The organism is Pseudomonas sp. MWU12-2029, assembly GCF_023242425.1.
Taxonomy (GTDB): domain Bacteria; phylum Pseudomonadota; class Gammaproteobacteria; order Pseudomonadales; family Pseudomonadaceae; genus Aquipseudomonas; species Aquipseudomonas kribbensis.
This window is the reverse complement of record NZ_JALJDY010000003.1, coordinates 350457-376920: the sequence shown is the minus strand read 5'-3', so window position 1 is coordinate 376920 and position 26464 is coordinate 350457. Positions and strand designations below refer to the sequence as shown.

Below are 26464 nucleotides of genomic sequence, written 5' to 3'. Positions count from 1 at the left end.
CACTCACCTCCCCTCGCTCAGCCGATGTCGGCAGCACGTTTGACCGCCGCGCGGATTCTTGGATACGTGCCGCAACGGCAGATGTTGCCGGAGAGCGCCTGATCGATGTCGCTGTCGGTGGGTTTGGGGATTTTCGCCAGCAACGCGGCGGCGGACATGATCTGCCCGGACTGGCAGTAGCCGCATTGCACCACGTCCAGTTCGGCCCAGGCCTGTTGCACCGGGTGCGAACCATCGGTCGAAAGACCTTCGATGGTGAGGATTTTCTGGCCGTGGGCGACAGCGGTGGCCGGCGTGATGCAGGAGCGCAGCGGCGCGCCATCGACGTGCACGGTGCAGGCCCCGCACTGGGCCATGCCACAACCGAACTTGGTGCCGGTCAGGTGCGCGACATCGCGCAGAACCCAGAGCAACGGCATGTCCGCGGGGACATCGAGCTCCTGATCCTTGCCATTGATGTTCAAGGTCAGCATCGGGGATTTCCTCAGACTCACGGTGTTCTGAAGGGGCGTTGCGACAGCATTCGATGCCGTGCACGCCTCGGCTTATCCCTTTCAGCTAAGCGCATTTTGCCCCGACGACCAGCCGCCGCGACCACCGGTCATGGCTGTGCCGTCAGCGGCACGGGCAGGTTGAGCACGATCTGGGCGTCCTTGATCACGTCCAGGCGCAGGATTCGCGAAGCCCCGAGGCCGTCGAGCAACTGGCTCAGTGGCCCGCCATTGCGATCCAGCTGCACATCGCGGGGAAACAGGCGTTGGGCAAAGGATAGTGTGTTGCTCTGCACCACGCTTTGATGCCACAGACCGTCAACCTGATGAATCATGGTGGCGGTGCTCATGCGCGATTGCGGGGTGACGTTTTTCAGGGTCGGCAGCGGGGTTTTCAGGACCAGGTCCGGCAGGCCCTTGGGCCCGTCGATGCGGGCGCTGACGCTGGTGCCGATGTTCACGTTGATGTCGGCGCGCCATTTGGGCAGTTGATAGCCGTGTACGCCGCGCACCCGGGCGATTTCGGTGTTCACCGGCAGCGCCAGCACATGGGCAGTGAAGCTACGCCGGCGCATCGCGTCCATCAGTTCCAGCGCGTGGGAGCCTTGGGCACCGGGGCGGCGCACGACAATCGCCACGGAGACTTCGTCGTACGGATCGTTGTCGCAAACCGAGTAAGAGAAAAATGTCAGCGCCACCAGCCCATAACCGGGAAACGCCCGCAGCGGTTCAAGCGGCGCCGGCAACGTGGCGCGCAAGCGGTCCAGCGGTGCGAGGAACAGCAACTGCACGCTGCCGGAGCGGTAATAGAAGTTTGGCGCCCAGGTCGGTCCGACTCGGGACGCCACCTGCTGCTTGGGAATGCGCCGGAAGAAGTCGATGTTGCCGGCGGCCTTGTCCCGGGCCACTTCGTCGAGGTTGGGGTTCATGCGGAAACGGTCGTAGTAGCCGCCCTCCAGCACCTCGACCTTGTGCGATCCGAATTCGACTTCCGTAAAGCGCTTGCTCATGTTCGCTGACCTTTCTCGATGAGTGGCCCGGCAGGTGGCCGGTCAGCGCCACTCTAAGGTTCAACCAAACTTTAAGGTCAAGCGCACAACGGCTATGGCCCACCATTCACGCCAGCGATGACCGTTCGGAACTTGCTTGACCTTGAAGTGCACTTCAATCCTAGAGTTCATAACACTTGTCTTCCCCCCTTCACGTTTCCGTTCCGCATTTTTCAGGAGTAGCGAACATGGGCTATGTCACAACGAAAGACGGCGTCGAAATCTTCTACAAGGACTGGGGCCCGAAAGACGCTCCGGTGATCCACTTCCATCACGGCTGGCCGCTGAGCTCGGACGATTGGGATGCGCAGATGCTGTTCTTCCTTGCTCAGGGCTTCCGGGTGGTGGCCCACGACCGACGCGGTCACGGTCGCTCGAGCCAGGTCTGGGACGGCCACGACATGGATCACTACGCCGACGACGTGGCGGCGGTGGTCAATCATCTGGGGACACAGAAAGCCGTGCATGTCGGCCACTCCACCGGTGGCGGCGAGGTGATTCACTACATCGCCCGACATGGCGAGGATCGGGTTTCCAAAGCCGCGATCATCAGCGCAGTGCCGCCGCTGATGGTGAAAACCGAAAGTAATCCGGGTGGTCTGCCAAAGTCGGTGTTCGACGATCTTCAGGCCCAACTGGCAGCCAATCGTGCGCAGTTCTATCACGATGTGCCGGCCGGTCCGTTCTACGGCTACAACCGGCCGGGGGCCAAGCCTTCGGAACCCGTCGTGCTCAACTGGTGGCGTCAGGGCATGATGGGCGGCGCCAAGGCGCACTATGACGGAATCGTCGCGTTCTCGCAGACCGACTTCACCGAAGACCTGAAAGGTATTTCGATTCCGGTGCTGGTGATGCACGGCGATGACGACCAGATCGTTCCGTATGAAGACTCCGGTGTGCTCTCCGCCAAACTGCTGAAGAACAGCACGCTGAAGATTTATCCGGGCTTCCCTCACGGCATGCCGACCACCGAGGCGCCGACGATCAACGCGGATCTGCTGGCCTTCATTCGCGGCTGATTTTATTGGCCGGGGTCAGGCGCCATACCTGCCCCCGGCTACTCTTCGGTTCTCCCCGCCCCCTCGCGATTACCCACATAGTGTCTGGCCAATGGAAACGCCGGCAGCCAAGACTCGCGACGCACCGTCCAGAGCTCATAAGTCGGCTGCAACTGATCGGGCGCATCCAGCGCGCCGAGACTGACCTCGATTTCATCACCACTGCGCCCGAACACCGACGATCCACAGCGCGGACAGAAAAACCGCCCGGCGTAGTCACGGGTTTCGCCGGTAATGGTCACCGCCTCCGCCGGAAAGATCGCCGCCGACGCAAACAGCGCGCCATGGTGTTTGCGGCAATCCAGACAATGGCAAACGCCAACTCGCCAGGGTCGGCCCGTCGTTTCAATCCGTACCGCGCCGCACAGGCAACCGCCGGTCAGTCGATCCATGGCACACCTCCCGCAAAATGGAATATCCGGTGAGTGAAAATAGCAGCGCACTGGGGGAACGCTTACAATCGTGGCCCATTACCACCATTCAGACAGACCACTCCATTCATGGCGCTCGACCCCCTTACGATGTTGACCATTTCCACCGCTCTGGCAGCGGCGGCTGCCCTTTACCTGGCGGTCGAATGGCGCAGCATCCGCGAATCCTCATTGCTGTTCTGGAGCGCCGGTTTCGCCACCATCACCGTCGGCTCGAGCCTGGCCCTGTTGCGCGCCAACGGTTATCCGTTGATCGGCATCTGGTTCGCCAACGGTTTGCTGGTCGTTGCGCACTGGCTGTTCCTGCTGGGCGTCGCGCAGTTTACCCAGAGGTCGTTATCGCGAGCCTGGTACTTGATGTTCCTCGTGTGGCTGGCGTTGCTGCTGTTACCGGAAGATCCGTCGTGGTCGAAGATCATGCTGGTGGCCAACTCGCTGCTGGTTGCCGCGTTGATGCTGCGAGCCAGTCTGTTGCTGCGCCCTCACGGCAAGTCGCTGAGCATCGGCGCCGTGCAACTGCGTTATGTGCTGCTGATCCACGGCGCGTTCTATTTCACCAAGGCGATCATCGCGGTGACTCCGGGCACTTTGATCGATCTGGCGTCGCTGCGCGGCGAGATCATTCAGATCTCTCTGGTCGAAGGCGCGATGGCAATCATGCTGATCGCGCTGTCGATGACCGGCACCGAGCGCTACCGCCGGGAAAAACAGATCGCCGAACTGGCCGCCCGGGATCCGCTAACCGCGCTGTACAACCGCCGCGCCCTCGAAGTCCGCGCCCCGCGCCTGCTCGGAGAAGTCTCCAGCGCCCGCCCCGGCGCCCTGCTGCTGATCGACATCGACAACTTCAAACTGATCAACGATCTGTATGGCCACACCGCCGGCGACCGCTTGCTGATTTCGCTCAGCGAAATGATCCGCTCGCAGTTGCCTCAGGGCGCGCTGGCGGCAAGGCTGGGCGGTGACGAATTCGTCATGTTGCTGGGCGATGCTTCCCACGAACAGATCATGGTGCTGGGCAGCGAGCTGCGTGAGCAGTTTCAGGCGATGACTGCGCAGGCCTACATCACTCCTGAAGCCGTCACCTTGAGCATCGGCGCCAAGGTTTTCGACCAGCCACCGGCCAGCCTCGCGGCATTGATCGAACAGGGTGACAGCGCGCTCTACGAATCCAAGCGCGGCGGACGCAACCGGATTCGTCTGGCGGACTGCACCTGACCTATCCTTGCCTGCACCCGCATCCTCGGAGTTCGCCATGTCCTCGCCTGAGTCCACCCTCCTCCAGAGCTGGCACCACAACGCCCGGGCCTGGACCGAAGCCATCCGCAGTGGCGCCATTGAAAGCCGCCAGCAGGTCACCGATCAAGCCATGCTGTTGGCGCTAATGGGGCGCCAACCTGAACGCGTACTCGATCTGGGATGCGGCGAAGGCTGGCTTTTGCGGGCATTGGCCGAACGCGGGATCGAAACGGTTGGCGTGGACGGTGATGCCACGCTGGTCGAGGCAGCACAAGCCGCAGGATCATCATCGGTGCACGTCGCCAGCTATGAAGATCTGGTGGAAGCGAAAGTCGATATCGGCTCCGACTACGACCTGATCTGCGCCAATTTTTCCCTGCTGCATCAGGACATCATCCCGCTGCTCGCCGCCATGAACGCCCTGCTCGTGCCCGGCGGCGCGCTGGTGATCCAGACGCTGCATCCATGGTCGGTGGCCGCCGGTGATTATCAGGATGGCTGGCGAGAGGAAACCTTTGCCGGCTTCAAAGGCCAGTGGCAGCCGATGCCGTGGTATTTCCGCACCTTGTCCAGTTGGCTGAATGCGCTGGACATGGCCGGGTTTCAGTTGACCAGCCTGCGCGAGCCGCAGCATCCGCAAAGCCCCGTGCCGCAGTCGTTGTTGATGATTGCCGAGCGTCGTGACTGAAAAAGCTACAGCCTCGGTTTGAGCAGGATCCCGGTGTAATGCCGTAAAAACAGAGCAAACGCAGCGCACCAGAGCACCACGGACAGCCCGAGCCCCAGACTGGAAAACGGCACCAGCAACACTCGGCAACCCGCCGCGATCAACACCAGTGCAAACCCCAGCACCACGGCTTTCGGCGGTTGCAACAAACGGCCGGTGTGGCCGAGGCTGACCCGCGCAATCATCGCCAGAATCAACCCGCCCACGCCGCCAACCGCCAGCGCATGGGTTGCCAGACTTTGCTGGCCGAGCAGCCCCAGATGCCACGCTGCCATGGCCCAGATCGCCAGCGCCATCCAGCCGTAAGCCAGGTACAACGACCAGAGCAGCGGCACCTGCCACATCCCGCGATCATGCCAGCGGATCAGCCGCAACATTTGCAAACTGCCGGTGAGCGCAAACAGCGCTGCCAGCCATAGCCGAGGTGAATCGTTGAGACCCGCCGCAAACGTGATCGCTGTCAGCAGACTGCCGATCAACAGTAACCGCGTGGGCAACGGATGGGCGGCCGGTGCCGGTGGACGGTTCAAGCCGCGCTGAATAAAGAACGGAATCACCCGCCCGCCAATCACGGTCATCAGCGCCGCCACCAGCCACAAAGCGCCCAGAACACCCTGGCGTTGCAGACCTGCGTCGTCGTTGTACAAGCCAATCAAAGTCAGCGCCTGACACCCCGCCATCAACCCGAGCACCAACACAATCGGGTAGTTATCACGTTTGCGCGCGGCGACCAGATCCCGTCCCAGCATCACCGCCTGCAGCGGCAGAAAAATCCATTGCAGCGCGAGGATCAACCCAACAGGCAACGGCATCCACCACACCACTCGACCGAGCAGCCAAACCGACACCAAAACGATCAACGCCCCGCCGCGCACGCCGGGAATCCCCGTCCAGTTGGGCACCGCCGTCAGCAAAAAACCGGCAACGATTGCCGTCGCGAAACCGAACGGCATTTCATGCCGATGCCAGGCGAGCATGCCGCCCGCCGGTTGCAAGTCGAACCAATGGCCGTAAAGCCACAGACCCCAGATCAGGATCGCCAACGCGGCGAATCCGGCCCCGGCCAGAAACAGCGGCCGGAAGCCCAGGCTGAACAGCGGTGCATTGGCGAGTCTGCGCATGTTCAAGCCACCACGGCGGCATGATGCCGGCCCAGCCGATATTGCGACAGGAGCCGCATCACGTAGCCGATTTTCAGCAGCGTCGGACCGATGATGGTCATGGCGTGCATCGCCACCAGCAGCGCAATCGGCATGTGGCCCTGATAAAGGTAGGCGCCGTAGATACCGGCCAGCAACATCACCAGACCGGCGACGAGGATCTTGCTCGACAGGTGCAGAACGTTCAGCGGATTCTCGAAGAAAGTGAACATTTTTTCGTACTCCTGAGCGGATCAGTTTGTACGATTGATGTATCAACTCTTGTGCCAGTTTTTTTATCGTTATAAATCAGCTGCATAATCCAAAAGAAGTCATTATGACTCCACCCAGATAGAGTCATATTGACTTCCATGTTTGTCATAAAGACAACAATCGTCTTCAGGGTTGTTTTGCGTAAGCCCCTCTGAAATCAGAGAACTCACCGGCACCCTCCACTTGCACCGCTCCGTCGAGCAGGCGCAGACGATAGAGCGGCTCGGCGATCTGATCCTGACCAATCACCAGATTGCCCGCCTGCAACGGCCATTGCCGGGTTTCCTGGCGGGGTGGTTTTCCCGCCTGCGTCACAACCATCTGGATGGACGCCTGCTCACCCGCGCCCTTCTCGGTGGCCGGCGTAATCTTGATCGTCAGCCACGCCGATCGCCCGTCCGACGCCATCATCACGTAACGTCCCTCACGCTGATCGCCCGTGGGCGTCTGAAACTTTTGCGGTGCAACCCGGAAAGCAGTCGGTCGCGCTTCGAAGATCAGGGACTTGTCGCCGTTGTGCCATGTTCCGCCCTGAAAGCCGTGCTCATCAGGCTCACCTGCCACGTACCAGTCGCCGGTGACACGGCCCTGAGCATCCAGCTCATGCAGCAGCACGGCTCCATCATCGTAGGTTTCGCCCACCAGCCGGATCGGTTGGCCATTGCCCGTTTTCGTATAACGAACCTCGCCAATGTAGACGCCACCCAACATCTGCCACCACAGCTCGAATGCGATCCTGCCGTCGAGCTTGCCCCGCAGCATCACCGGCGCTTCACCCACCGGTCCTTCAAGGCGACGCTGCTCCAGCCATTTGCCGTCCTTCAATTCCCGCTGGGTGACATCGTTATAACCCGCCGGCATCAGCGGACTGCCTTCGGACGGCCGCTGCGCGACCTCGACTTTTTCGGCCACCTTGACCGGCGAATTGTCCTGCACCTGCCAGGTAATAGTCTGACGCCAGCAGCAACCGCTTTTCGAATGAGTGACGAGCAGTCGAGCAGTGGAATCGACTTCGAACAACCCCAGATACGGTTCGCGAGTCAGCGCCGACAACGCCTTGTTCAGTACCAGCACCGGGCTCGACGGATCGAACAGATAGACGTCATAGGAAGCTGCCGCGTAGCCGCCGTCATTGCCGTTACGGATTGCCAGATCCTGATGCCCATCGAAATTGAAGTCGCCAAACACCAACAGCCGTTGTTCGTCACATCGCAATATCCGGGCCGAATCGTCAATCGGAATCAGATCCGTAGCCTCGACAGCATCGATTCGTTGCAACACTTCGCCACTGGACTTGTCGCGCAGGGTGACTTGCGCCGCCACTGGTTCGAAGTTCTGCGTCGGCAGGTGGTCGACTTTCACATCGATGCTGTAACTGTTTGCCGGATCGGTGAGCTGGCAGCTCAGCGGGTCGGCACTGGCCGAAGCGGCGCCAAACAGGCAGAGAAAAAACAACGCACGAGAGACAGACATGTTGCAGAGCATCCTTGCGGCAAAATCGGGGCGGCAAGTCTAACGACAATCGTTTTTAGGCGCACTTGTCGATCTATGGTGCCTACGCCCTGCCCCGGACTGACTACGCTATTAATCCAGCGTGTCCAACCTGCCGAGGAAGACTGCCATGCAACGCTTTCAAAAGCTGACCCCGTGCCTGTGGTTCGACGATCAGGCCGAAGCGGCGGCGAAGTTTTACTGCTCGATCTTCGACCACTCGAAAATCACCGCCCTCACCCACTACGGCAAGGCCGGCCAGGAGTTTCACGGCCGCCCGGAAGGCTCGGTGATGACCGTCAGTTTTGAACTCGACGGTCACACCTTCACCGGCCTCAATGGCGGGCCGATGTTCAAGTTCAATGAGGCGATTTCGTTTCAGGTCAACTGCCAAAACCAGGAGGAAGTTGACCATTTCTGGGGCACCCTTTCTGCTGGCGGCCCAGTGGAAGCGCAGCAATGCGGCTGGCTCAAAGACAAGTTCGGCGTGTCGTGGCAGATCGTGCCGGTGGCGTTCATGCACATGATGACCGACGCCGACCAGACCAAGGCCCAACGGGCGATGCAGGCCATGCTCGGAATGAAAAAACTCGACATCGCCGAACTCGAGCGAGCCTTCGCCGGCCAGAGCTAATACACTCGGGCACTGGCCTGCCGAGAACCCCGACAATGAAAGCCGCCACCAGGAACCCCGAACAAGCCCCGCGCTTCTGGCGCGACGACGCCCTGCCCTTCATCGAAGCCCGGGGTATCGCCGATGGGCGCGAGGTCTGTTATTCACGGCATTCCCACGCGCACTTTTCCATCGGTGCGATCACCGCCGGGCGCAGCACCTATGTGCATGAGCAATCCTCGTTCGAAGTGGCGGCCGGCACGGTGGTGCTGATGAATCCGGAGGATGTGCACGCGTGCAACCCGATCGACGATCAGCCGTGGTCGTATCTGATGTTGTATGTGGAAACGCCGTGGCTGACGGATCTGCAGCATCAGTTGGGCTTCAGTGCGGAACTGGAGTTTCGGCGGTTTTCCGATACCCACTTGAATGACGCCCGCCTGTTTCGCGACTTGAATGCGTTGTACGCGGTATTGGTCGACGAGCAGCAAGACGTGCTGCGCAAACAGAGCGCAGCGGTAGAGTTCTTCAGCGACCTGCAACTGCGCCTGAACCCCATCGAACCACCGCTGCGCGAACCGAACTTCAAGCTTGAGTGCGCCGCCGACTTCATCCGCCAGCACTGCACCGACCTGCTCAGCCTCGACGACATTTGCGCCGCTGCCGAGCTGTCAGCGTCCTATTTGATCCGCGCCTTCAAACAGCACTTCGGCATGACGCCCCATGCGTTTTTGGTCAACCAGCGCATTCAGTTTGCTCGCGAATGTTTACGTCGCGGGCAGTTGATTGCGGATGTGGCGCTGGAGGCCGGGTTTGCTGACCAGGCGCATTTTCAGCGAGCGTTCAAACAGCATCTGGCGGCGACGCCGGGGCAATATAGGGGTTAAAGCAAAAACGGCCCGCATCGCTGCGGGCCGTGAGGGTAGCGGGTGAAGTTATTGGTCATGACTTTGCCGCAAGTAAATAAATGCGTCCCCTTTTGCACCTTTTACTCTTTTGCATTTTGCACCTTTTACTCTAAAAAACGGATTACCCAATCAAACAAAGTGTAGGGCGAGCTCCGGTGGTTTCCGGGCCACCACCTCCGGGATGTTTTGTAAGTACCGCGTGGTAAATTCCATTTTGGCCATTGAGCCAGACGCCGAACCAAATATGAGGGTGTGATTGAATATTTGGCCAGCCCAATAGCACAGCGACATCTTTATTTTCTCTCGCGTAAATTACATAAAAAGCCACAAGTTCGGAGTACGAAGGCAAGCGGCCACCGCGCGCTATGCAATGGTTGTGTCCGTCTGTCCATGATCTCAACGCTGTATCATTTCGAAGAAGGGTTTTGATTCCCCGCACTGTAAGCGTGTATGAAGCAGTTGCCCCCCTCGCATCAGTGGCGACGATCTGCGTAGTTCCATTGGCTCTGCAGGTAACTGTCCCTCCCTGAGGCGTGACCGTGGCGATTGCCGTATTTTGCGAGTGATATGCGATGGGTTGCACCCCTCCGGTTGCCAACTGTGTATAAGTCAAAGACGCAGGAAAATAGGCGGGTAGCCGACCTTCGGCAAAGATGACGTCAGTCAGATTGAGGGTTTTATTGGCGCCGGGGTTAAGCGCTGCCACTACGGTCAACGTCCAGACATTGGAATACACCGTCCCGGGGTGATACAGCGACTGAATGTAGTACCGATGGCCGCCCTGCGCGACCGTGATGGTGCGCGAATAGGCTCCCGCCGCGTCGGCGGTCACCTTGCCCAACGGTTTCGCGCTCGCGCCGCTGCCATCGTACAACTCGCCCTGCTGACCGGGGCTCAGCTTGCCGCTGATCACCAGCGTGGTTGCCGTGGTGGTTCCTGCGTTCGCAACAGGTTTACCGGTGGCGGTGTTCTCGTTCACGTTGACGATGGTTGGCACAATGAGCGCCACAGCCTTGATCGTATAGACCCGATCCGGAAATTCCACTGCCGTCGCCCTGACATTGCTCATGTCCATCGACACCGCGAACTTGATGCGCAGTGAAGTGCCATCTCCCAGTTGCGTCAGGTAACTGTTCACCAGTGCTGCAGGCCAGAAACCCTGGCTGACCCAAGTCGGATTGACCCGCGCCGGCAGGCCATTCCACAAGGCCAGATTATGTGCCGTACCGTCTGCTTTCTTGCCCTCCAGCGAAAGCCAGCACGGCATGCCATCTGCAATAAGCGTCCAGAGCAAGGCATGAATCGTGGCGTTCTTCGTGCCCAGCGCGATAACGTCAAGTACGTTGTTCGCATCCGCTTCCAGAATTTTCGGCGGGATCAGCGCCGTGGCGGGCAATGGCAGGATATTCAGTGGCAAGACTTGCGATGGGGTCGAGACACCATTGCGCTCGATGACATAGGTAACCTTGACCGCTTTGCCCAGGCTGTAGGCCAGCACCGAGCGTGGTACCGGAAACTTCAGGCCGGCACTGACCAGACGTTGCGCACTTTTGAATGACGCCCCCGGCGCACTGATTGCGCCCTCCCATTCGACGTGGACCTTGTCGCCGGGCAGCAAAGCGCCCGCAGGCACCACTACCTCGACATTCTGCAAGGTCGGGTTGAAGTTGTTGCCTGTCTGCCCCGTGACGGAGGGGGGCGGTAAAACAAGTGTGTTGGCGGTGATTATGATAGAGCTCGTCGGCGACACATTGCGGTTGCTCAACTGGTCGACCACCGTGGCACTCACCTGATGGGTGCCATCGCCAATCTGTTGGAGTTCGGCGGCGGTCAGGGTGTGCGTGATCGGCTTGGTGGGATCGGGGTTGGTGAACGTGATGCTCCAGGTGCCAATGGTCAAGGTGACCGTGTCGTAAGGTCGTGCGTAACCGACGGTGAGGGTAATGACCGCTGGCTGTCCCGGACCGATGCTGGGCGGATGGCTGACGATGATGGTGGGGGCCGGGTTGTTGAACAGCAAATGGAGGATCGGAGTCGAGTCCTCGAAATTGCCGCTGACTCGGGTCACCCGATAGAACAGGGTGTTTAGGCCGTTAACCAGCCATCCCCATGGCAACGACATCTCGATGGGATCGTTCTCTTCGCCCTTCTTGATAGGTTTGATCACAGAAGTCGCCTGGCCGTTGACGTACAGCTCTACCGAGTCACCCACGGCAAAAGCAGTGGAAAAAAACGTGACCGGATCAATCACCATGTAAAGGTCGGTGGACGGCGAATGAATGCTCCGGGAGATACCAAGATCGTAAGTGCCGGCCGGAAGCACGTTGGTTTTCGCTCCGGGGATGGCCATCGGATAGAGCTGGAGTAAAGCGCTGACTTGAGATGAAAGGATGAAGTTGCTCATCTTGTCCTCCCGACGCGTGGCAACTTGGATGGAGTCACATCACAGCGCGAAAGGAGTGCACCGTCACCTGTCAGATCTGACAGGTGAGCGTGCTTTCCAGATAAACGGTTTCCAGCACAAACAAAAACGGCCCCGCACAGGGGCCGTTTCAGTTTCATCACTCAGGGCCGAGGCTCTGCCGCCACCTCCAGATTATCCAGCACCCGATTTACCGCCAGTTCCGCCAGCATGATCAGTTGCCCGATCCCCAGCAGCACATGCCGCTGCGGCGCATCGATCATCCCGGCGAAATCGCTGGCCATGGTTTTGGCAGAGGTCAGGGTTTCGCAGGCGTCGGCCAGCAGTTCTTCGTTCGCGATGCCGGGGGCGATGAGGTAGCGGGAGTTGGGTTTGAGCAGAGGTTTTCTGGGGTGGAACGGGTTGAGGTAGTGGTCGAGGGCGCGTTCGGCGGCTTCGTGGAATTTCTTGGAGTCGAGGGTTTCGTAGGGCGAGGTCGGATCGGTTTCGGGCGGGTTTGGCGTTGGTTTGATCATGGTAAAACTCCCTGATTGATGGAGCTGCCACGGTTCGCTGCGAAACGAAAGGAGGTGACAGCTGTACGCGGGTTCGCAGACCGGGAATCAAGGAACCCGGCATACCCGAAGGTATCCCGCGCACAACCGCCATTACGCGATCAGCCAAAAAAAGCTGAACGGAAACGACGCTCTGGGCGCCTTGATTGATCCGGGCTGCGAAACCCGGTCGCTGATTCGTCAGCGACCGACACACGATAGAACCCGACCCCAAGGCCCACAAGCCGGCGGATTCTGGCGGATGCGTAGGCAAAGGCGCAAGGCGTTGTGGCTTGCCGGAAGCATCCTTAAACACCTTTAAACCCAAGGCTCGCCACGTTCACGGATACAACAGCATGGTAAATAAATGCGTCCCCTTTTTTCTGCTTTTTTCGATCCGCGCCTTCAAACAACACTTCGGCATGACGCCACACGCGTTTCTGGTCAACCAGCGGATTCAGTTTGCCCGCGAGTGTTTGCGGCGCGGGCAGTTGATTGCGGATGTGGCGCTCGAGGCGGGGTTTGCTGATCAGGCGCATTTTCAGCGGGCGTTCAAACAGCATCTGGCGGCTACACCGGGGCAGTATCGCGGGTGAAAAACAAAACGGCCCGCATTGCTGCGGGCCGTGAGGGTAACTAGCGAAGTCATTGGTCATGACTTTGCCGCAGGTAAATAAATGCGTCCCCTTTTACTCTATTTTTTTACTCTTTTACTTTTTACTCCGTTTGGAAACTGGTACGCAGGAGTAACTTTACTCAAAGGCGTTGAACATAAATGGATGAGATGTAGTAATCATTTCCTCCTTGCGCCCCTCCGTATCCGCCTCGATCTTCATGATTAAAGAATTCAATAGTGTAAACACCATCAACATTAACCCTGAAGTTAGCCGTTTGTTGGTAATAGGAGTTGGTCCTGGGGACGGAAAATGGATTGAGAATCGCCACGCCACTACTCGTTGCGACGCTGATTACAGGTGGAACATTTTCAGGTTGCGGACTCACGTTTGCTATCTGGTAGGTAAGTCGATAAGTTCTAGTCGCTTCTAATTGAAACGATTGCCTTAATATAACCCCCCTGTTGCCTGCGGCATCGTAAGTCAAATTTTCGTAATAACCGTTCATGAACCTTGCAGTCCTCGAAGCCGGGCCCATCACCCAGCCTCCAGGATTGCCACCGTTGAAATCCACGATTGAGTCGCGCCAGGTATCGACTTTGACTGTCAAATACCAAGGGGTCGAAACCGGCGACGTTCCATATAGACCCTTGATCGTATAGCTGCGCGCACCCAGCGTCGCATCGACATGGGTATACGAAAATGTACCCGTAACACTAACCGTGATCGTATCGATCACTGCCCCGTTTTTCAGCACTTGAAGCTGTCGACCTGCACTCGCCGTACCGCTGACCACCAACGTGGTCGCATAGGTCGATCCTCCGTCCAGAACGAGCGCACCGGTGGCGGAATTTTCATTCACTTTTTCGATGATGGGATCAACTAGTGCCTCTGCCTTGATCGTGTACACCTGATCCGCAAACTTCGTCGCCGTCGTAAAGTTGTTGCTCTTGTCCTCTGATACCCAGAACTCCATCCGCAAACTGGAGGCATCGGCCAATTGCGACAGAAAGCTGGCCGGCAGCGGTTTGGGCCAGAAGCCCTGGCTGACCCAGGTCGCATTGACCTGACTGCCGCCGCCATTCCAGATCTGCAAGGTGACGGTCGAGCCGTCGGGTTTATGTCCGGCCAGTTTGAGCCACACCTGCTGCCCCGACGCGATTCTCGTCCACGTCAGGCCGTGAATCGTGGCGTCTTTGCCGTTCAGTGCTGCAACGTCGAGAATCTTTCCCGGTTCCCCCTCCACGATGATCGGCGGGTTATACACTTTCTGGTTGGCGGAAATGGTGATTGAAGTCGTCGGCGACACATTGCTGTTGGTCAATTGATCGATCACCCGGGCACTTACCGAATGAGTGCCATCGCCGATCTGTTGGAGTTCGGCTGCGGTCAGGGTGTGAGTGATCGGTTTGGTGGGGTCGGGGTTGGTGAACGTGATGCTCCAGGTGCCAATGGTCAAGGTGACCGTGTCGTAAGGCCGTGCGTAACCGACGGTGAGGGTGATGACCGCTGGCTGTCCCGGGCCGATGCTGGCCGGATGGCTGACGGTGATATTGGGGGCCGGGTTGTTGAACAGCACGTTGAGTATCGGTGTGGAGTCCTCGAAGTTACCGCTGGGTCGGGTCACCCGATAAAACATTGTGTTGATACCGTTCACCAGCTGTCCCGGCGGCAGATACATGAGAATGCGGTCGTTTTCTTCGCCCGGCTGGATGATTTTGATCGCCGAAGTGGGTTGACCATTGAGCCAAATCACCACGGTATCGAAAGCGGTCAGCGTGGTGGACAGCGTTGTCACCGGATCAATCACCATCGCCAGCCCGGTGGTCGCCGGGTAGATGACCAGAGGCGCACCGAGGTGGGCAAACCCCGTCGGCTGCACTGAAGTAAGCGCACCGGGAACGAACATGGGCAGGAGCGCAAGCGCGCTATCAGCCTGCGTTGAATTGACGTTGATATTCATCTTTTTCTCCTCGGGTGCCGCGCCTGGGCCATTTCAGGGCAGGTCTCATTTCAGCGCGAAAGGAAAAAGTCGTCACCTGTCAGATCTGACAGGTGAGCAGGGTTTCAAGACGAACGGTATTCGACGACAGGATTTCCCACAGACGTAAAAAGCGGCCCCGCAAAGGGGCCGTTTCAGTTTCAGCACTCAGGGCCGAGGTTCAGTCGCCACATCCAGATTATCCAGCACCCGATTCACCGCCAGTTCCGCCAGCATGATCAGTTGCTCGATGCCCAGCAGCACATGCCGCTGCGGCGCATCGATCATCCCGGCGAAATCGCTGGCCATGGTTTTGGCCGAGGTCAGGGTTTCGCAGGCGTCGGCCAGCAGCTCTTCGCTCGCGATGCCGGGGGCGATGAGGTAGCGGGTGTTGGGTTTGAGCAGCGGCTTTCTGGGGTGGAACGGGTTGAGGTAGTGGTCGAGGGCGCGTTCGGCGGCTTCGTGGAATTTCTTGGAGTCGAGGGTTTCGTAGGGCGAGGTCGGGTCGGTTTCGGGTGGGTTTGGCGTTGGTTTGATCATGGTGAAGCTCCTTGATAGGCGGAGCTGCAACCGTTCGCGGTCAATCGAAACAGGTGGCAGCTGTACGCGGGTTGACCGACCGGGAATCAAGGAACCCGGCATACCCGAAGGTATCCCGCGCACAACCGCCATAAAACGAACAGCCACGAGAGCTGAACGGAAACGGCACGCTGGCGCCTTGATTGAGTCGGACGGTCAAGTCCGGTCGCTGATTCGTCAGCGACCGACACACGATAGAACCCGGCCCCAAGGCCCACAAGCCGGCGGATTCTGGCGGATGCGTAGGCAATGGCGCAAGGTGTCGTGGCTTGCCGGAAGCATCCTTAAACACCTTTAAACCCAAGGCCCGCCACGCTTACGGCAGCAACAGATACACCGCACTTACCGCCAGCAACAAAGCCATCACCCGATTGAACAACCGCATCCCCGCCGGGTTGCCAAGATAGCCGCGCAAGAACGTCCCGGCATACACCCAGCATCCGACCGACAAATAACAGATCACCAGATACACCGCCGCAAACTGCCACACCAGCCGTGCCTCGCCATCAGCAACAAACGCGCCCATCCCCGCCACGCAGGCCAGCCAGGCCTTGGGATTGAGCCATTGCATCACTGCGCCGTAGAGCATCGACGGCGCCCTGCCCGATTCTCCCGCATTCAACTGCCCATTATCGGTGGCCAGTTTCCAGGCCATGAACAGCAGAAACGCCACCCCGGCCAGTTGCACCACACGGGTCAGCGCCGGCCACATCTTCAACACTTCGTGAAGACCAAGCCCCATCAACACCAGCAACAACACAAACCCCAGCGTCGCCCCGGCCACATGCCGCTGACTGGCGCGAAAGCCGAACTGCGCCCCCGAACTCAACGCCACGATATTCACCGGCCCCGGGGTAATGGACGCAGCCAGGGCAAACGCCGCCATCGACACAATCAGACTCATCGCACACCTACTTCAAATCGAGGAACAAGGCGCTCACGGTAACCAGCGCCCTGCCCTTGGGTATTGAACGAAATTACCCCCGCGCCTGCAGACCCACTACGCTCTACCTCAATGACCACTCTCGACCAGGAAGTCGCCCGCGATGATTCTGATTCTGCTGCCCTCCGCCGATTACGACCCCACCGAAAGCAGCGTGCCGTGGCAGGCCATGCGCGACGCGGGCATCGAAGTGCGTTTTGCCACGCCGCAAGGCTTGCCCGCCCACGCCGACTCACGACTGGTGGACATCGGCTTTGGCCTGCTTAGTTCGATGCTGATGACACACAAAGCCGATCTGGACAGTTACGCGAAAATGATCGAGTCCGATGCGTTCAGGCAGCCGCTGGCATATGCCGATGTAGACACGACGCGGTTTGACGGCTTGCTGATTCCCGGCGGCCATGCCAAGGGGATGCGCACACTGCTGGAATCCAAGCAAGCCCAACAGATCGCCCTGCAATTTTTCAAGGCCGAAAAACCCGTGGCGGCGGTGTGTCATGGCGTGTTGTTGCTGGCCCGGACGCTCGATCCCGACACCGGGCGTTCGGTGTTGTTCGGGCGCAAGGTCACGGCACTGCTGGCGGCAACCATGGAGTTGCCAGCGTGGCTGATTACCGCCGCGTGGCTGGGGCGCTACTACCGCACCTACAAGCAGACCGTCGAGGCAGAAGTGAAAACCGCATTGGCGAGCAAGGCCGACTTCATACGCGGCCCGCTCATTGCCAAACGCGACCAGGCAGGGAACCCGCAAATCGGTTTTGTGGTGCGCGACGGCAACCTGCTCACGGCGCGCTGGCCCGGCGACTGCCATCGATTCGCCGCCGAGTGGGTGGCCCTGTTGCAGGCCACCCGCCGCGAACCGCTGCTCAGTCCAGACGTGGCACGGTGAAGCGGAATTCGCTGCCCTGCCCCGGCTCGCTCTCGGCCACGATCCACCCGCCGTGGGCCTCGACGATGCCCTGCGTGATGTACAGGCCCAGCCCGGTGCCGTTCGGATTGCCTTCCTTCACCGTCCAGTAACGGTCGAAGACGTGCGGCAAGTGATCCTTGGGAATGCCTTCGCCGCTGTCGCGCACCGTGAAGACGATGTCGTCGCCGACCGATTTGGCATACACATCGACCGTGCCCAGGCGCGGAGTGAATTTGATCGCGTTGCCGACCAGATTCGACAGCACCTGAAACAACCGTTCGGGGTCGGCATGGATGCTCAGATCGGGATCGGCCTCGAACGAGATGCTGATGTCCTTGTCCAGCGCCAGCGGTGCGAGCAGTGACTGCGCCTCTTCGAACATCTGCGCGACATCGAGTTTCTGCGGCGCGATGGTGTAACGCCCGGCGTCGATTTTCGAGGTGTCGAGCAAGTCTTCCAGCAACGTGTTCATGCGCCCGGCGGCTTGTTGCATGGTGTCGATGGCCGTCGAAATGCGTCGTGAGGTGTGCGGGCCGTCCGAGCTGAAAGCCTTTTGCATCATGCCGCACAGCATCGAAATGACGGTCATCGGGTTGCGCAGATCGTGGGAAACCACCGCCACCAGTTCATCACGGGCGCGCACCGCTTCCTGCTCGCGGCGCACCTGGCGGGCCAGATCGTTTTCCAGTGCCGAGCGACGCAGGTCGTTGGCGGCAAACAGATCGCCGTGGCTCCATTTGGTGGAGATCCCGGCCATCTCGACCTTCCAGATTTCGAACGAAGTACGCGGGCGCAGACGCAGGCCGGCGTCTGAGTTTTCCAGGTCCAGCGGCTTGCGTGGGTCGCCACTCCAGTTGATGTTCTCTTTGACCTCCGGGCGGAACCACAGCACGCCGTTGTCCACCGGTTTGGGCAGGCTCATGGCGAGCACACCGCTGGCGACCTGCTGATACTGCGCGGCCGGCGGATAGACGCTGGCCAGGTGATGACTGGCAAACACCGGCTCGTCGCGCTCCTGCAGCCACTTGTGCAGGGCGCGAATCTCGTCTGGCTCCGGGCAGTTGCCGTAACGGTGCAGTTGCTTGTCTTCGATGATCGCGATGCCACCGGCATTGGCCAGCGCCATCAGGACCTGCGGCTGGTTGGCCAGGCCATCAAAGACGTTCTGTGGCGAATCGATCATCGCCTGATTGAGCAGCGCCAGCGCCTCTACCTTTTCTTCACGCTGACGGCTGACTTCCAGCGCTTCCATCGCGCTGATCTGCAACGACAGCACCTGGCCGATGGTCTGGCACGCCGTGCGCAACTCATGCGGCACGTGCAACGGCTGACGGTTGCCGCAGCTGATCAGGCCCCAGAGCTTGTCGCCCTTGAGCAGGGAAATGCTCATCGACGACAGCACGCCCATGTTCTTCATGTACTGGCAGTGAATCGGCGACACGCTGCGCAGCGTGGCGAAGCTCAGGTCCAGTGGGGTCTGGGTGTCCGGGCGCAACTTGGGCACCAGCGGCACCGGTTGATAGTCGGCATTGGGGATGATCCGCAGCCAGTTGGTGCGGTACAGCTCCCGGGCCTGCTCGGGGATGTCCGACGCCGGGAAGAACAAGCCGTTGAAGACTTCCATCGACGGGTCGGACGCTTCGGCGATGACCTGACCGTGGCCCTCCTCTTCGAAGCGATAGATCAGCACCCGGTCGTAACCGGTCATGGCCTGGATTTCCTTGACGCTGATGTCGTACAGCGCCTGCAGGCTCTGGGCCTTCTGCAGGCGCGCGAGCATCCGCCCGAGGTGGGTTTCGGTGCCGGCGACGTTGCGCGACTGGAAGTTTTCGACGTGGATTTCCAGCTCCAGGATCAGCACATCCTGATGCCGATGCAGCAAGCCTTCGAACGCCGTGCCGTTGAGGCGAAAGTGCAGCGGCGGCGCGTCGGACAGGGTCGGTTGCTGCAAGGCCTCGCGAACCTGCGCGGCATGGGCATCGCCAATCAGGCTTTGCAGCGGCTGGCCGATCAGTTCCTGTGCCGGGCGCGCGAGCAAGGTCTCGACGTTGGCACTGATCTGGACAATCGAAAGCTCCGGCTCGCTCAGGGTCAACAGCAGACCGTGAGGCTGAATCGCGCCGGGAAAGCGGATCGGCTCGTCGGCGCAGTTGGCCAGCAACTCTTCAAAGGCTTCTTTGTCTTGCGGGGTCATACCAGAACCTCCTGGCTTTCGAGCCAGCGCTCGAAACAGCTGAATGTGGTGTGGGCGGCCGCCACGACGGCTTCACGCTCGCCGGCGTCCATCGGGCGGCTGCCCAGGTATTCGATGAAGTCGCGCCAGCGCCGGCCGGTGGCAGCGCCGTAGATGTCCAGAAATGCTGCGCCGTTGTCTGCGCCAAGACTCAGGCGTGTGGCGATCTCCCGGCGCAGGATCTGCCCGCCGAGGGTTGCGCCTTCCAACACATACAGCACGCCCAGACCTGCAGCGGCGGAGTCGATGACGGGCAACTGGCGGCAGATTGAGGAAACCTCCGGATTTGCGCCCAACGCGTGCAGATCCCGTTGCAGGGTCGGCGCCTTGAGGCGTGAAGCCAGATCGAAATCGGCGGGGATCGCGCCGCTGTCCTGCAACGCGGCTTCCAGTGGCTGGTAGAAGCCGTAATAGGCGCGCATCAATCGCTCGAAAGCGTGCAGATCAAGGGTGTCGGAGAAAAAAGGAAGGCGTTTTTCCAGTGCGATGTGCAGTTCGGCGGTGCCGGCGCGCAAGTCCTGCAACACCGGTGGCACATGAACCTCGCGGGCCTTTGCTTGCATGTAGTCGCTCGTACAGTGGGCCGCCTGGGGCCATTGGGGAATGGAAACGCATGGCGCGAAAGCTTACACGGCAATTGTCCTTTCTGACCTGGCAGATAATTTTTTCTGGCGGATTCATCACCCTGTGACGGTTTCAGAGTTGACGGGGCGGCGGAAAGTTCGAACGGATTCACGCCCGACAATCGCTGTACCGCGACTCCGCAGCCTGACTGTACGGTTCCGGCCTGCCGCCAGCGTGATAAAAATAGCCGTCCCGCCACCGGAGCCCGCGCCATGGATCTCGCCACCCTTTCCCTGTTTCTGCCCGCCTGTTTCGCCTTGAACATGGCGCCCGGCCCGAACAACCTGCTGTCGGTCAGCAACGCCACCCGTTACGGTTATCGTCGCGCCTGTGTGGCCGGAGTCGGTCGGTTGTTGGCGTTCGCCGGGATGATCGCCCTCGCGGCAGCGGGGCTGGCGGTGGTGCTGCAGACGTCCGAACTGTTGCTCTACGGAATCAAGATTGTCGGCGCGGGGTATCTGTTGTATCTGGCGTGGCAGCTGTGGCGGGCGAATCCGGCTACCGAAGATGCCGTTACTGCGCCGGCAAGTGGACTGCTGGCCCTGGCACGTCAAGAGTTTCTGGTGGCCGCAGGCAACCCCAAGGCAATCCTGATCTTCACTGCATTCCTACCGCAGTTCGTCGACCCGAACCGCGCCATCACCCCGCAATTCATGCTGCTGGGCGTGCTGTTCCTGCTGCTGGAATGGATCGCCATCAGCGCCTACGCCTACATGGGCCTGCACATGCGCCGCTGGTTCGCCGAGCCGCGCGGCAAGCGAATCTTCAACCGTTGCTGCGCGGGGCTGTTGTCGGCGGCGGCTTCGGTGTTGCTGATGGCCAAGCGGGCCTAGGCTTCGGACGGGCCTTTGAGTTCGACCTGATTGCCGTCCGGGTCGAAGCAGTACAGCGACAGGCCGTTGCCCTCGGCGCCGAAACGGGTGGCGGCCTTGTCGACGGTCAGGCCACAGAATTGCAGGTGGCTGATCAGCGCCGCTTCATCGAACGGTTCGATGCGCAGGCAGAAGTGATCGACATTGCGCCGTTCGCTGCCGGCAGCGGCGCCGCCCTTGCGGCCGATTTCGCCGTCGAGGTCGACCAGATCGATCATCGACGTGCCGGCGCGCAGGTGCACCAGACCGAACTTTTCGTTGCGCTTGACCACTTCGGCGCCGAAGACCCGGTCGTAGAAATCAATGCTGCGTTGCAGATCGGCAACGCGCAGCACGATGTGATCGATGTGGTGAATCGTGAACGGTGGCATACCTTCATTTCCCGAGTTGTAGCGACCCGATCACTGTAGTGCAGCGGCCCGAAAATTCACTGTCGATTTTTCGGTGGAGCCATCGAATAACTGGTTTTATCCTCGGCCCATGAACATACAAGCCGCTGTCCTGCCCCCTCACGCCGAAATGGTTCGCGCCATGCTCGCAAGCGACACTGCCTATGAAGGCGTGTTCTTCACGGCCGTGAAAACCACCGGGATCTTTTGCCGCCCGACCTGCACGGCGCGCAAGCCGAAACCGGAAAACGTCGAGTTCTTCGCCCACGCTGACGACTGTCTGTCCGCCGGTTATCGCGCCTGTTTGCGCTGCAAACCGCTGGACGCCGCGGCGATAGCCCCGGATTGGGTGCAACGGCTGCTCAAGGCCGTCGACGCCGATCCGGAGCTGCGCTGGAGCGACGCACAATTGCTCGCCGAAGGCATCGAACCGCTGAAGCTGCGGCGCTGGTTCAAGCAGCATTTCGGCATGACGTTTCATGCGTGGCTGCGCACCCGTCGGCTCGGCGTGGCGCTGGGCGGGATCAAGCAAGGCACCTCCATCGACCATGCGGCGTTCGACTCCGGCTATGAATCCCTCAGCGGCTTTCGCGATGCATTTCAGAAGTCGTTCCACATCACGCCGGGCCGTGTGGCAGCCAGCGAACCGCTGCTGTTCACCCGCCTGACCACGCCGCTGGGGCCGATGATCGCCATGGCCGAGCGACGTGGGCTGGTGTTGCTGGAGTTTCTCGACCGTCCGGCGCTGACCCGGGAAGTCGAAGAACTGCAAAACCGCTACGGCTACGTGGTCGCACCGGGGCACAACGCGCATTTGCAGCAGATCGAAAACGAACTGGCGCTGTACTTCGCCGGCAAACTGAACGAATTCAGCGTGCCGTTGCATCTGCCCGGCAGCGAGTTTGCCCGCCAGGTCTGGGCCGAACTGCGGCAGATCCCCTACGGCCACACCAGCACTTACGGCACCATCGCCGCGCGGCTGGGCAAACCCGGCGCTAGTCGCGCCGTGGGCCTGGCCAACGGGCACAATCGGCTTTCGATCGTGGTGCCGTGCCATCGGGTGATCGGTGCGGACGGCTCGCTGACCGGCTATGGTGGTGGGCAACCGCGCAAGGCGTTTCTGCTCAGGCTGGAAAACGCTGCCGTGCAAATGACGCAACCGCTGGCTTTCTGAACGACGACAAGAAGGGATTTCGATGAACGCGCTCGACAAACAATTTCACCAGTTGCACCACGATGGCCTGCTGATCCTGACCAACGTCGCCGACGCCACGGGCGCGCGGCTGGTCGAGCAGCTTGGTGGCAAAGCCGTCGCCACCAGCAGTGCCGCCGTGGCCTGGGCCCACGGTTATCCGGATGGCAACACTTTGCCGCTGGAGCGTTTGATCAGCACCGTGGACTCGATTGCCCGGGTCATCAAGGTGCCGTTGAGCGTGGACATCGAGGCCGGTTATTCCGATGACCTCGACCGGGTCGCCGAAGTGATCGATGCGGTTGTCGCCGCCGGCGCGGTCGGGATCAATATTGAAGACGGCAACGGGACGCCGGAACTGCTGGCGCGCAAGATCGAAGTGGCGCGGCAAGTCGCCGGAAAGCGCGATGTGAAGCTGTTCATCAATGCCCGCACCGATGTTTATCTGAAAAGTCTGGTGCCGGCCGAGGATCGCGTTGCCGAAACTTTGCACCGTGCCGCGCTGTATCAAGCAGCCGGGGCCGATGGCCTGTTCGCAGCCGGGGTGACTTCCGCCTACGAAATCGAAGCCATCTGCAAAGGCACGACCCTGCCGGTCAACGTCCTGGGCTTCGCTGGCCTGCCCTCCCCCGACGAACTGAAATCTCTCGGTGTACGCCGCTTGAGCGCCGGCTCCGGGATCGCCGAGTTCATGTACGGCGCCATGGGCTCGCTGGTGAAAAGCTTCCTCGCCAGCGGCAAGCTCGACACCCACGACCTCAAGGCCTTCACCTATGGCGAAGTCAACGGTCTGCTGAAGTAAGCCATGCCCGATCCCTACCAACCGGCCAGCGAGTTTCTGGCCAGCCTCGACGCCGACTGGCAGCGCCACATCGCTGCGGTCGGCCCTTGCCTGCATCAGCCGCACCCGGCGCGGGATCCTTATGAGTCGCTGGTGCGGGCAATCGCCTATCAGCAACTGCACGCCAAGGCGGGCGACGCGATTGTCGGGCGGCTGGTGGGGTTGTTCCCCGGGCGGACGTTTCCGCGTCCGGAGCAGATTCTGGCGACGGGGTTCGATCAGATGCGCAGTTGCGGGTTTTCTGCCGGAAAGATTGCGACGATTCAGGGGATTGCCCAGGCGACACTGGATGGTGTGGTCCCGGATTATTTGACTGCACTGGCGATGGAGGATGAGGCGCTGATCGAGCGGTTGGTCAGTTTGCGCGGGGTTGGGCGCTGGACTGTAGAGATGTTGCTGATCTACAGCCTGGAGCGGCCGGATATTCTGCCGGCGGATGACTTTGGTGTGCGCGAAGGGTATCGGCGGTTGAAGGGGTTGGAGGTGCAGCCGACGCGTAAGCAGATGATTGAGATCGGGTTGGGGTGGAGTCCGTTTCGCACCGTTGCGGCCTGGTATTTATGGCGGGTGCCAAAAGCGCCCTCACCGTAAGTGAGGGCGACTTTCACAGGCCTGACTTCAACCGACTGAACGCCCGCACCAACGCCCGGTTGAACACCTTGCCATTATCATTCTTGCTATACAACGAAGCCCTCACCGCCTCCGGCGGATAAGTCCCCGGATCATTGCGAATCGCCGGATCAATCAACCCGTCCGCCGCCGTGATCGCATTGGCGTAGTGAATCGTATCGGTGATCGGCGCGATCACCTCAGGCGTCATCAAATAATCCATCAATGCCAATCCGGCCGCGGGGTGAGGTGCATCCTTGGGAATGACCATCGCATCGAACCAGATCAGCGTGCCCTCCTTCGGAATCCGGTAATTCAACTTGAACGGCTTTTTCGCCGCCTCTGCCTGACCCGCCGCGATGGCAACGTTGCCGTTCCACGACATCGCCACGCAGGTGTTGCCGTTGGCCAGGTCGCTGATGTTCAGGTCGTTGTCGAAGTAGCGGATATACGGGCGGATCTTCGCCAGTTGCTGTTCGGCGAGTTTCAGGTCGTCGAGGCTCTGGCGGTTGATGTCCAGGCCCATGTATTTCATGACCGCCGCGAACACTTCGTTCGGATCGTTGAGCAGGCTCACCCCGCAATCGGCGAATTTCGACACCACTGCCGGATCGAACAGCATTGCCCAGCTGTCCCGTGGCGCCTCCGGCAGGCGCTGCTTCACGGCCTCCTCCTGATAGCCGACGCCGGTGGTGCCCCAGGCGTAAATCCCGGCGTAGCGGTTGCCTGGATCGAACACCGCCATGTGCTGACGGAACTCTTCACCGACTCCGGCAAAGTGCGGGAGCTGCTGCTTGTTCAGGGTCTGGATCGCACCGCTCTCGATGGCCCGCGACAGGTGCTGGCCGGCGGTCAGCACCAGGTCGTAGCCGCTGCGGCCAGTCAGTAATTTGGTCTCGACGGTTTCCAGCGAATCGAAGTGATCGGCGACCACCTGAATCCCGGTTTTCGCCTCGAAATTCTTCAGGGTATCCGGGGCCAGGTACTCGCCCCAGATATACAGATTGACCACCGGTTTCGCCGGCTCGGCGGCCTGCACACACAGGGGTGCAAGCACCAGCAATAACGCTTTACTCAGTTTGTGCAGGCCCATGGTCAGGCTCCTTTTTTCTGGCCGGCGTATTGCGGCATGGTGATGCACGCGACGTTGCCGCCACCGAGCAGGATTTCCCGGGAGTTTTCGATACCGACGATCTTGTGCTGCGGGAACAGTTCGGCGAGGGTCGCCAGCGCCACTTGATCGTTGCGATCCCCGAACAGCGGCACCACGATCGAACTGTTGCCGGCGTAGTAGTTGATATACGAGGCGCAGATTTTGGTGCCGGCCTGACGGGTGTGGGTGCTGTCCTGCTGATCGAGGCCTTCGGCTTCTTCGGCGGTCCACTCCAGTACGTCCGGTTGCGGCAGCTTGTGCACGATCAGTTCGCGGCCACGGCTGTCGCGGGTGCTGCGCAGAATGTCGTAGGCCTCCTGATAGATTTCCCACTGCGGGTCGTCACGGTTGTCGGTCCATTGCAGCACCACTTCGCCGGGGCGCACGAAGCACGCGAGGTCGTCGACATGGCCATCGGTTTCGTCGAACTTGCAACCGCGCGGCAGCCAGATCACTTGCTCGGCGCCGAGGTAATCGGTCAGCCGGCGGGTGACTTCGTCCTTGCCCAGGTGCTGGTTGCGATTGCGGTTGAGCAGGCATTGTTCGGTGGTCAGGATGCTGCCTTGGCCGTCACTCTGAATGCCGCCGAGTTCGGCGATCAACGGCGCGCGATAGCGGTCGAAGCGCTCGATTTCGAGGATCTTGCTGGCGATCTGGTCGTCCTTGTCCCACGGGTAGTAGAGCCCGCCATCGAGGCCGCCGTAGGCGTTGAATTCAAAATCGACACCACGCACTTCACCGCTCCGGTCGTTGACCACGAAGCAAGGGCCGCTGTCGCGGAACCAGGTGTCATTGCAGGTCATCTCCACCACGCGCACTTGCGGCGGCAACTGGCGGCGGGCAGTGGCGAACTGGGAGGCCGAAGCGCAGACCGTCACCGGTTCGCTGTGGGAGATCGCGGTGACGATCTCCACCCAGACTTTCTGCGCTGGCTTGGCGCCATTGCGCCAGACGTCGGTGCGCTCAGGCCAGCCGAGCCAGCATCCGGACTTGGCTTCGAATTCGCCGGGCAGACGGAAGCCGTCCTGTTTCGGGGTGGTGTCGAGCAAACGTGCCATGGTCAAACCTCGTCATCGGGATGGGAATGACCTCAGGCTACGGTCGCGAGCGGTCGGCCCGCCAACGATGATTATTTCGGAACAGTTGAATT

Annotated in this window: 26 protein-coding genes and 1 pseudogene; 11 read left to right on the top strand and 16 right to left on the bottom strand. The window is 60.4% G+C overall.

Annotation, left to right across the window (positions count from 1 at the left end; translation table 11 throughout):
- Positions 1-17: 17 nt before the first annotated feature.
- Positions 18-473 carry a (2Fe-2S)-binding protein gene (locus tag M5B44_RS09560; protein WP_085708608.1) on the bottom strand — a complete coding sequence of 152 codons (456 nt, stop codon included), beginning with the start codon at positions 471-473 and terminating at the stop codon, positions 18-20.
- Between the two features lie 128 nt (positions 474-601).
- A complete protein-coding gene (locus tag M5B44_RS09555) occupies positions 602-1501 on the bottom strand; it encodes an acetoacetate decarboxylase family protein (RefSeq protein ID WP_248738977.1) in 900 nt (299 codons plus the stop codon).
- A 227-nt stretch (positions 1502-1728) separates the two neighbouring features.
- Here M5B44_RS09555 and M5B44_RS09550 point away from each other — a divergent pair, with 227 nt between their 5' ends.
- Positions 1729-2559: an alpha/beta fold hydrolase gene (locus M5B44_RS09550; RefSeq protein WP_085708611.1), complete on the top strand. Its 831-nt coding sequence runs from the start codon at positions 1729-1731 to the stop codon at positions 2557-2559.
- Between the two features lie 38 nt (positions 2560-2597).
- Here the strand turns inward: M5B44_RS09550 and M5B44_RS09545 are convergent, their stop codons facing one another.
- Positions 2598-2990 (bottom strand): GFA family protein, encoded by a 393-nt coding sequence (locus tag M5B44_RS09545; protein WP_248738976.1) that lies wholly within the window; start codon positions 2988-2990, stop codon positions 2598-2600.
- A gap of 108 nt (positions 2991-3098) precedes the next feature.
- Between M5B44_RS09545 and M5B44_RS09540 the strand changes: the two genes are divergently transcribed.
- Positions 3099-4247, top strand: a complete 1149-nt coding sequence (locus M5B44_RS09540) for a GGDEF domain-containing protein (RefSeq protein ID WP_248738975.1) — start codon at positions 3099-3101, stop codon at positions 4245-4247.
- Between the two features lie 37 nt (positions 4248-4284).
- Positions 4285-4956, top strand: a complete 672-nt coding sequence (locus M5B44_RS09535; protein WP_248738974.1) for a class I SAM-dependent methyltransferase — start codon at positions 4285-4287, stop codon at positions 4954-4956.
- A gap of 5 nt (positions 4957-4961) precedes the next feature.
- Here M5B44_RS09535 and M5B44_RS09530 read toward each other — a convergent pair whose 3' ends face one another.
- The 3 genes from M5B44_RS09530 to M5B44_RS09520 form a co-directional block, all read right to left on the bottom strand.
- Entirely contained in the window at positions 4962-6116 is a 1155-nt protein-coding gene (locus M5B44_RS09530; RefSeq protein WP_248738973.1) for an NnrS family protein, read from the bottom strand.
- A gap of 2 nt (positions 6117-6118) precedes the next feature.
- The gene (locus tag M5B44_RS09525) at positions 6119-6367 is read right to left on the bottom strand and encodes a transmembrane sensor/regulator PpyR (protein WP_248738972.1); all 249 of its coding nucleotides are present in this window, start codon (positions 6365-6367) and stop codon (positions 6119-6121) included.
- Between the two features lie 166 nt (positions 6368-6533).
- On the bottom strand, positions 6534-7880 hold the full coding sequence (locus tag M5B44_RS09520; protein WP_248738971.1) for an FG-GAP repeat protein: 1347 nt from the start codon (positions 7878-7880) through the stop codon (positions 6534-6536).
- Positions 7881-8028: 148 nt separating this feature from the next.
- On the opposite strand from M5B44_RS09520, the gene M5B44_RS09515 reads away from it, so the two are divergent.
- Positions 8029-8532 (top strand): VOC family protein, encoded by a 504-nt coding sequence (locus M5B44_RS09515; protein WP_248738970.1) that lies wholly within the window; start codon positions 8029-8031, stop codon positions 8530-8532.
- Between the two features lie 35 nt (positions 8533-8567).
- Positions 8568-9398, top strand: coding sequence for a helix-turn-helix transcriptional regulator (locus tag M5B44_RS09510; protein ID WP_248738969.1), 831 nt, complete (start codon positions 8568-8570; stop codon positions 9396-9398).
- A gap of 142 nt (positions 9399-9540) precedes the next feature.
- On the opposite strand, the gene M5B44_RS09505 is transcribed toward M5B44_RS09510, so the two are convergent.
- Together M5B44_RS09505 and M5B44_RS09500 are read right to left on the bottom strand one after the other, a co-directional pair.
- Positions 9541-11823: a hypothetical protein gene (locus M5B44_RS09505; RefSeq protein ID WP_248738968.1), complete on the bottom strand. Its 2283-nt coding sequence runs from the start codon at positions 11821-11823 to the stop codon at positions 9541-9543.
- A gap of 161 nt (positions 11824-11984) precedes the next feature.
- The gene (locus M5B44_RS09500; RefSeq protein WP_248738967.1) at positions 11985-12356 is read right to left on the bottom strand and encodes a DUF6124 family protein; all 372 of its coding nucleotides are present in this window, start codon (positions 12354-12356) and stop codon (positions 11985-11987) included.
- A 407-nt stretch (positions 12357-12763) separates the two neighbouring features.
- Between M5B44_RS09500 and M5B44_RS09495 the strand changes: the two are divergent.
- A pseudogene (locus tag M5B44_RS09495) lies at positions 12764-12970 on the top strand (helix-turn-helix transcriptional regulator); the annotation flags it as partial.
- 160 nt (positions 12971-13130) lie between these two features.
- On the opposite strand, the gene M5B44_RS09490 reads toward M5B44_RS09495, so the two are convergent.
- From M5B44_RS09490 to M5B44_RS09480, 3 genes are all read right to left on the bottom strand, one after another.
- Positions 13131-14951, bottom strand: a complete 1821-nt coding sequence (locus tag M5B44_RS09490; protein ID WP_248738966.1) for a hypothetical protein — start codon at positions 14949-14951, stop codon at positions 13131-13133.
- 186 nt (positions 14952-15137) lie between these two features.
- On the bottom strand, positions 15138-15509 hold the full coding sequence (locus tag M5B44_RS09485) for a DUF6124 family protein (RefSeq protein WP_248738965.1): 372 nt from the start codon (positions 15507-15509) through the stop codon (positions 15138-15140).
- A 355-nt stretch (positions 15510-15864) separates the two neighbouring features.
- On the bottom strand, positions 15865-16452 hold the full coding sequence (locus M5B44_RS09480; protein WP_248738964.1) for a LysE family translocator: 588 nt from the start codon (positions 16450-16452) through the stop codon (positions 15865-15867).
- A gap of 142 nt (positions 16453-16594) precedes the next feature.
- Here M5B44_RS09480 and M5B44_RS09475 point away from each other — a divergent pair, with 142 nt between their 5' ends.
- Complete coding sequence (locus M5B44_RS09475) at positions 16595-17380, top strand: type 1 glutamine amidotransferase domain-containing protein (protein ID WP_248738963.1); 786 nt, start codon at positions 16595-16597, stop codon at positions 17378-17380.
- Here the strand turns inward: M5B44_RS09475 and M5B44_RS09470 are convergent.
- Together M5B44_RS09470 and M5B44_RS09465 are read right to left on the bottom strand one after the other, a co-directional pair.
- Positions 17358-19595: an ATP-binding protein gene (locus M5B44_RS09470; RefSeq protein WP_248738962.1), complete on the bottom strand. Its 2238-nt coding sequence runs from the start codon at positions 19593-19595 to the stop codon at positions 17358-17360. The two genes, M5B44_RS09475 and M5B44_RS09470, sit on opposite strands and share 23 nt — an antisense overlap.
- Positions 19592-20197 carry a biliverdin-producing heme oxygenase gene (locus M5B44_RS09465; protein ID WP_248738961.1) on the bottom strand — a complete coding sequence of 202 codons (606 nt, stop codon included), beginning with the start codon at positions 20195-20197 and terminating at the stop codon, positions 19592-19594. The genes M5B44_RS09470 and M5B44_RS09465 overlap by 4 nt, the downstream gene beginning before the upstream one ends.
- 273 nt (positions 20198-20470) lie before the next feature.
- Here M5B44_RS09465 and M5B44_RS09460 point away from each other — a divergent pair, with 273 nt between their 5' ends.
- Positions 20471-21091, top strand: coding sequence for a LysE family translocator (locus tag M5B44_RS09460; protein WP_248738960.1), 621 nt, complete (start codon positions 20471-20473; stop codon positions 21089-21091).
- Here the strand turns inward: M5B44_RS09460 and M5B44_RS09455 are convergent.
- Positions 21088-21501, bottom strand: coding sequence for a VOC family protein (locus tag M5B44_RS09455; protein ID WP_248738959.1), 414 nt, complete (start codon positions 21499-21501; stop codon positions 21088-21090). The two genes, M5B44_RS09460 and M5B44_RS09455, sit on opposite strands and share 4 nt — an antisense overlap.
- A 109-nt stretch (positions 21502-21610) precedes the next feature.
- Here M5B44_RS09455 and M5B44_RS09450 point away from each other — a divergent pair, with 109 nt between their 5' ends.
- Genes M5B44_RS09450 through M5B44_RS09440 form a run of 3 tightly spaced genes read left to right on the top strand, consistent with a single transcriptional unit; the run spans position 21611 to position 24143 of the window.
- Entirely contained in the window at positions 21611-22693 is a 1083-nt protein-coding gene (locus M5B44_RS09450) for a bifunctional transcriptional activator/DNA repair enzyme AdaA (RefSeq protein ID WP_248738958.1), read from the top strand.
- Between the two features lie 22 nt (positions 22694-22715).
- Positions 22716-23513, top strand: coding sequence for an isocitrate lyase/PEP mutase family protein (locus M5B44_RS09445; RefSeq protein ID WP_248738957.1), 798 nt, complete (start codon positions 22716-22718; stop codon positions 23511-23513).
- A gap of 3 nt (positions 23514-23516) precedes the next feature.
- Positions 23517-24143 (top strand): DNA-3-methyladenine glycosylase family protein, encoded by a 627-nt coding sequence (locus M5B44_RS09440; RefSeq protein WP_248738956.1) that lies wholly within the window; start codon positions 23517-23519, stop codon positions 24141-24143.
- A gap of 13 nt (positions 24144-24156) precedes the next feature.
- On the opposite strand, the gene M5B44_RS09435 is transcribed toward M5B44_RS09440, so the two are convergent.
- Both M5B44_RS09435 and aguA read right to left on the bottom strand, forming a co-directional pair.
- On the bottom strand, positions 24157-25254 hold the full coding sequence (locus M5B44_RS09435; RefSeq protein ID WP_248738955.1) for an extracellular solute-binding protein: 1098 nt from the start codon (positions 25252-25254) through the stop codon (positions 24157-24159).
- Positions 25255-25256: 2 nt separating this feature from the next.
- Positions 25257-26372 (bottom strand): agmatine deiminase, encoded by a 1116-nt coding sequence (gene aguA, locus M5B44_RS09430; protein ID WP_248738954.1) that lies wholly within the window; start codon positions 26370-26372, stop codon positions 25257-25259.
- Between the last annotated feature and the right edge of the window lie 92 nt (positions 26373-26464).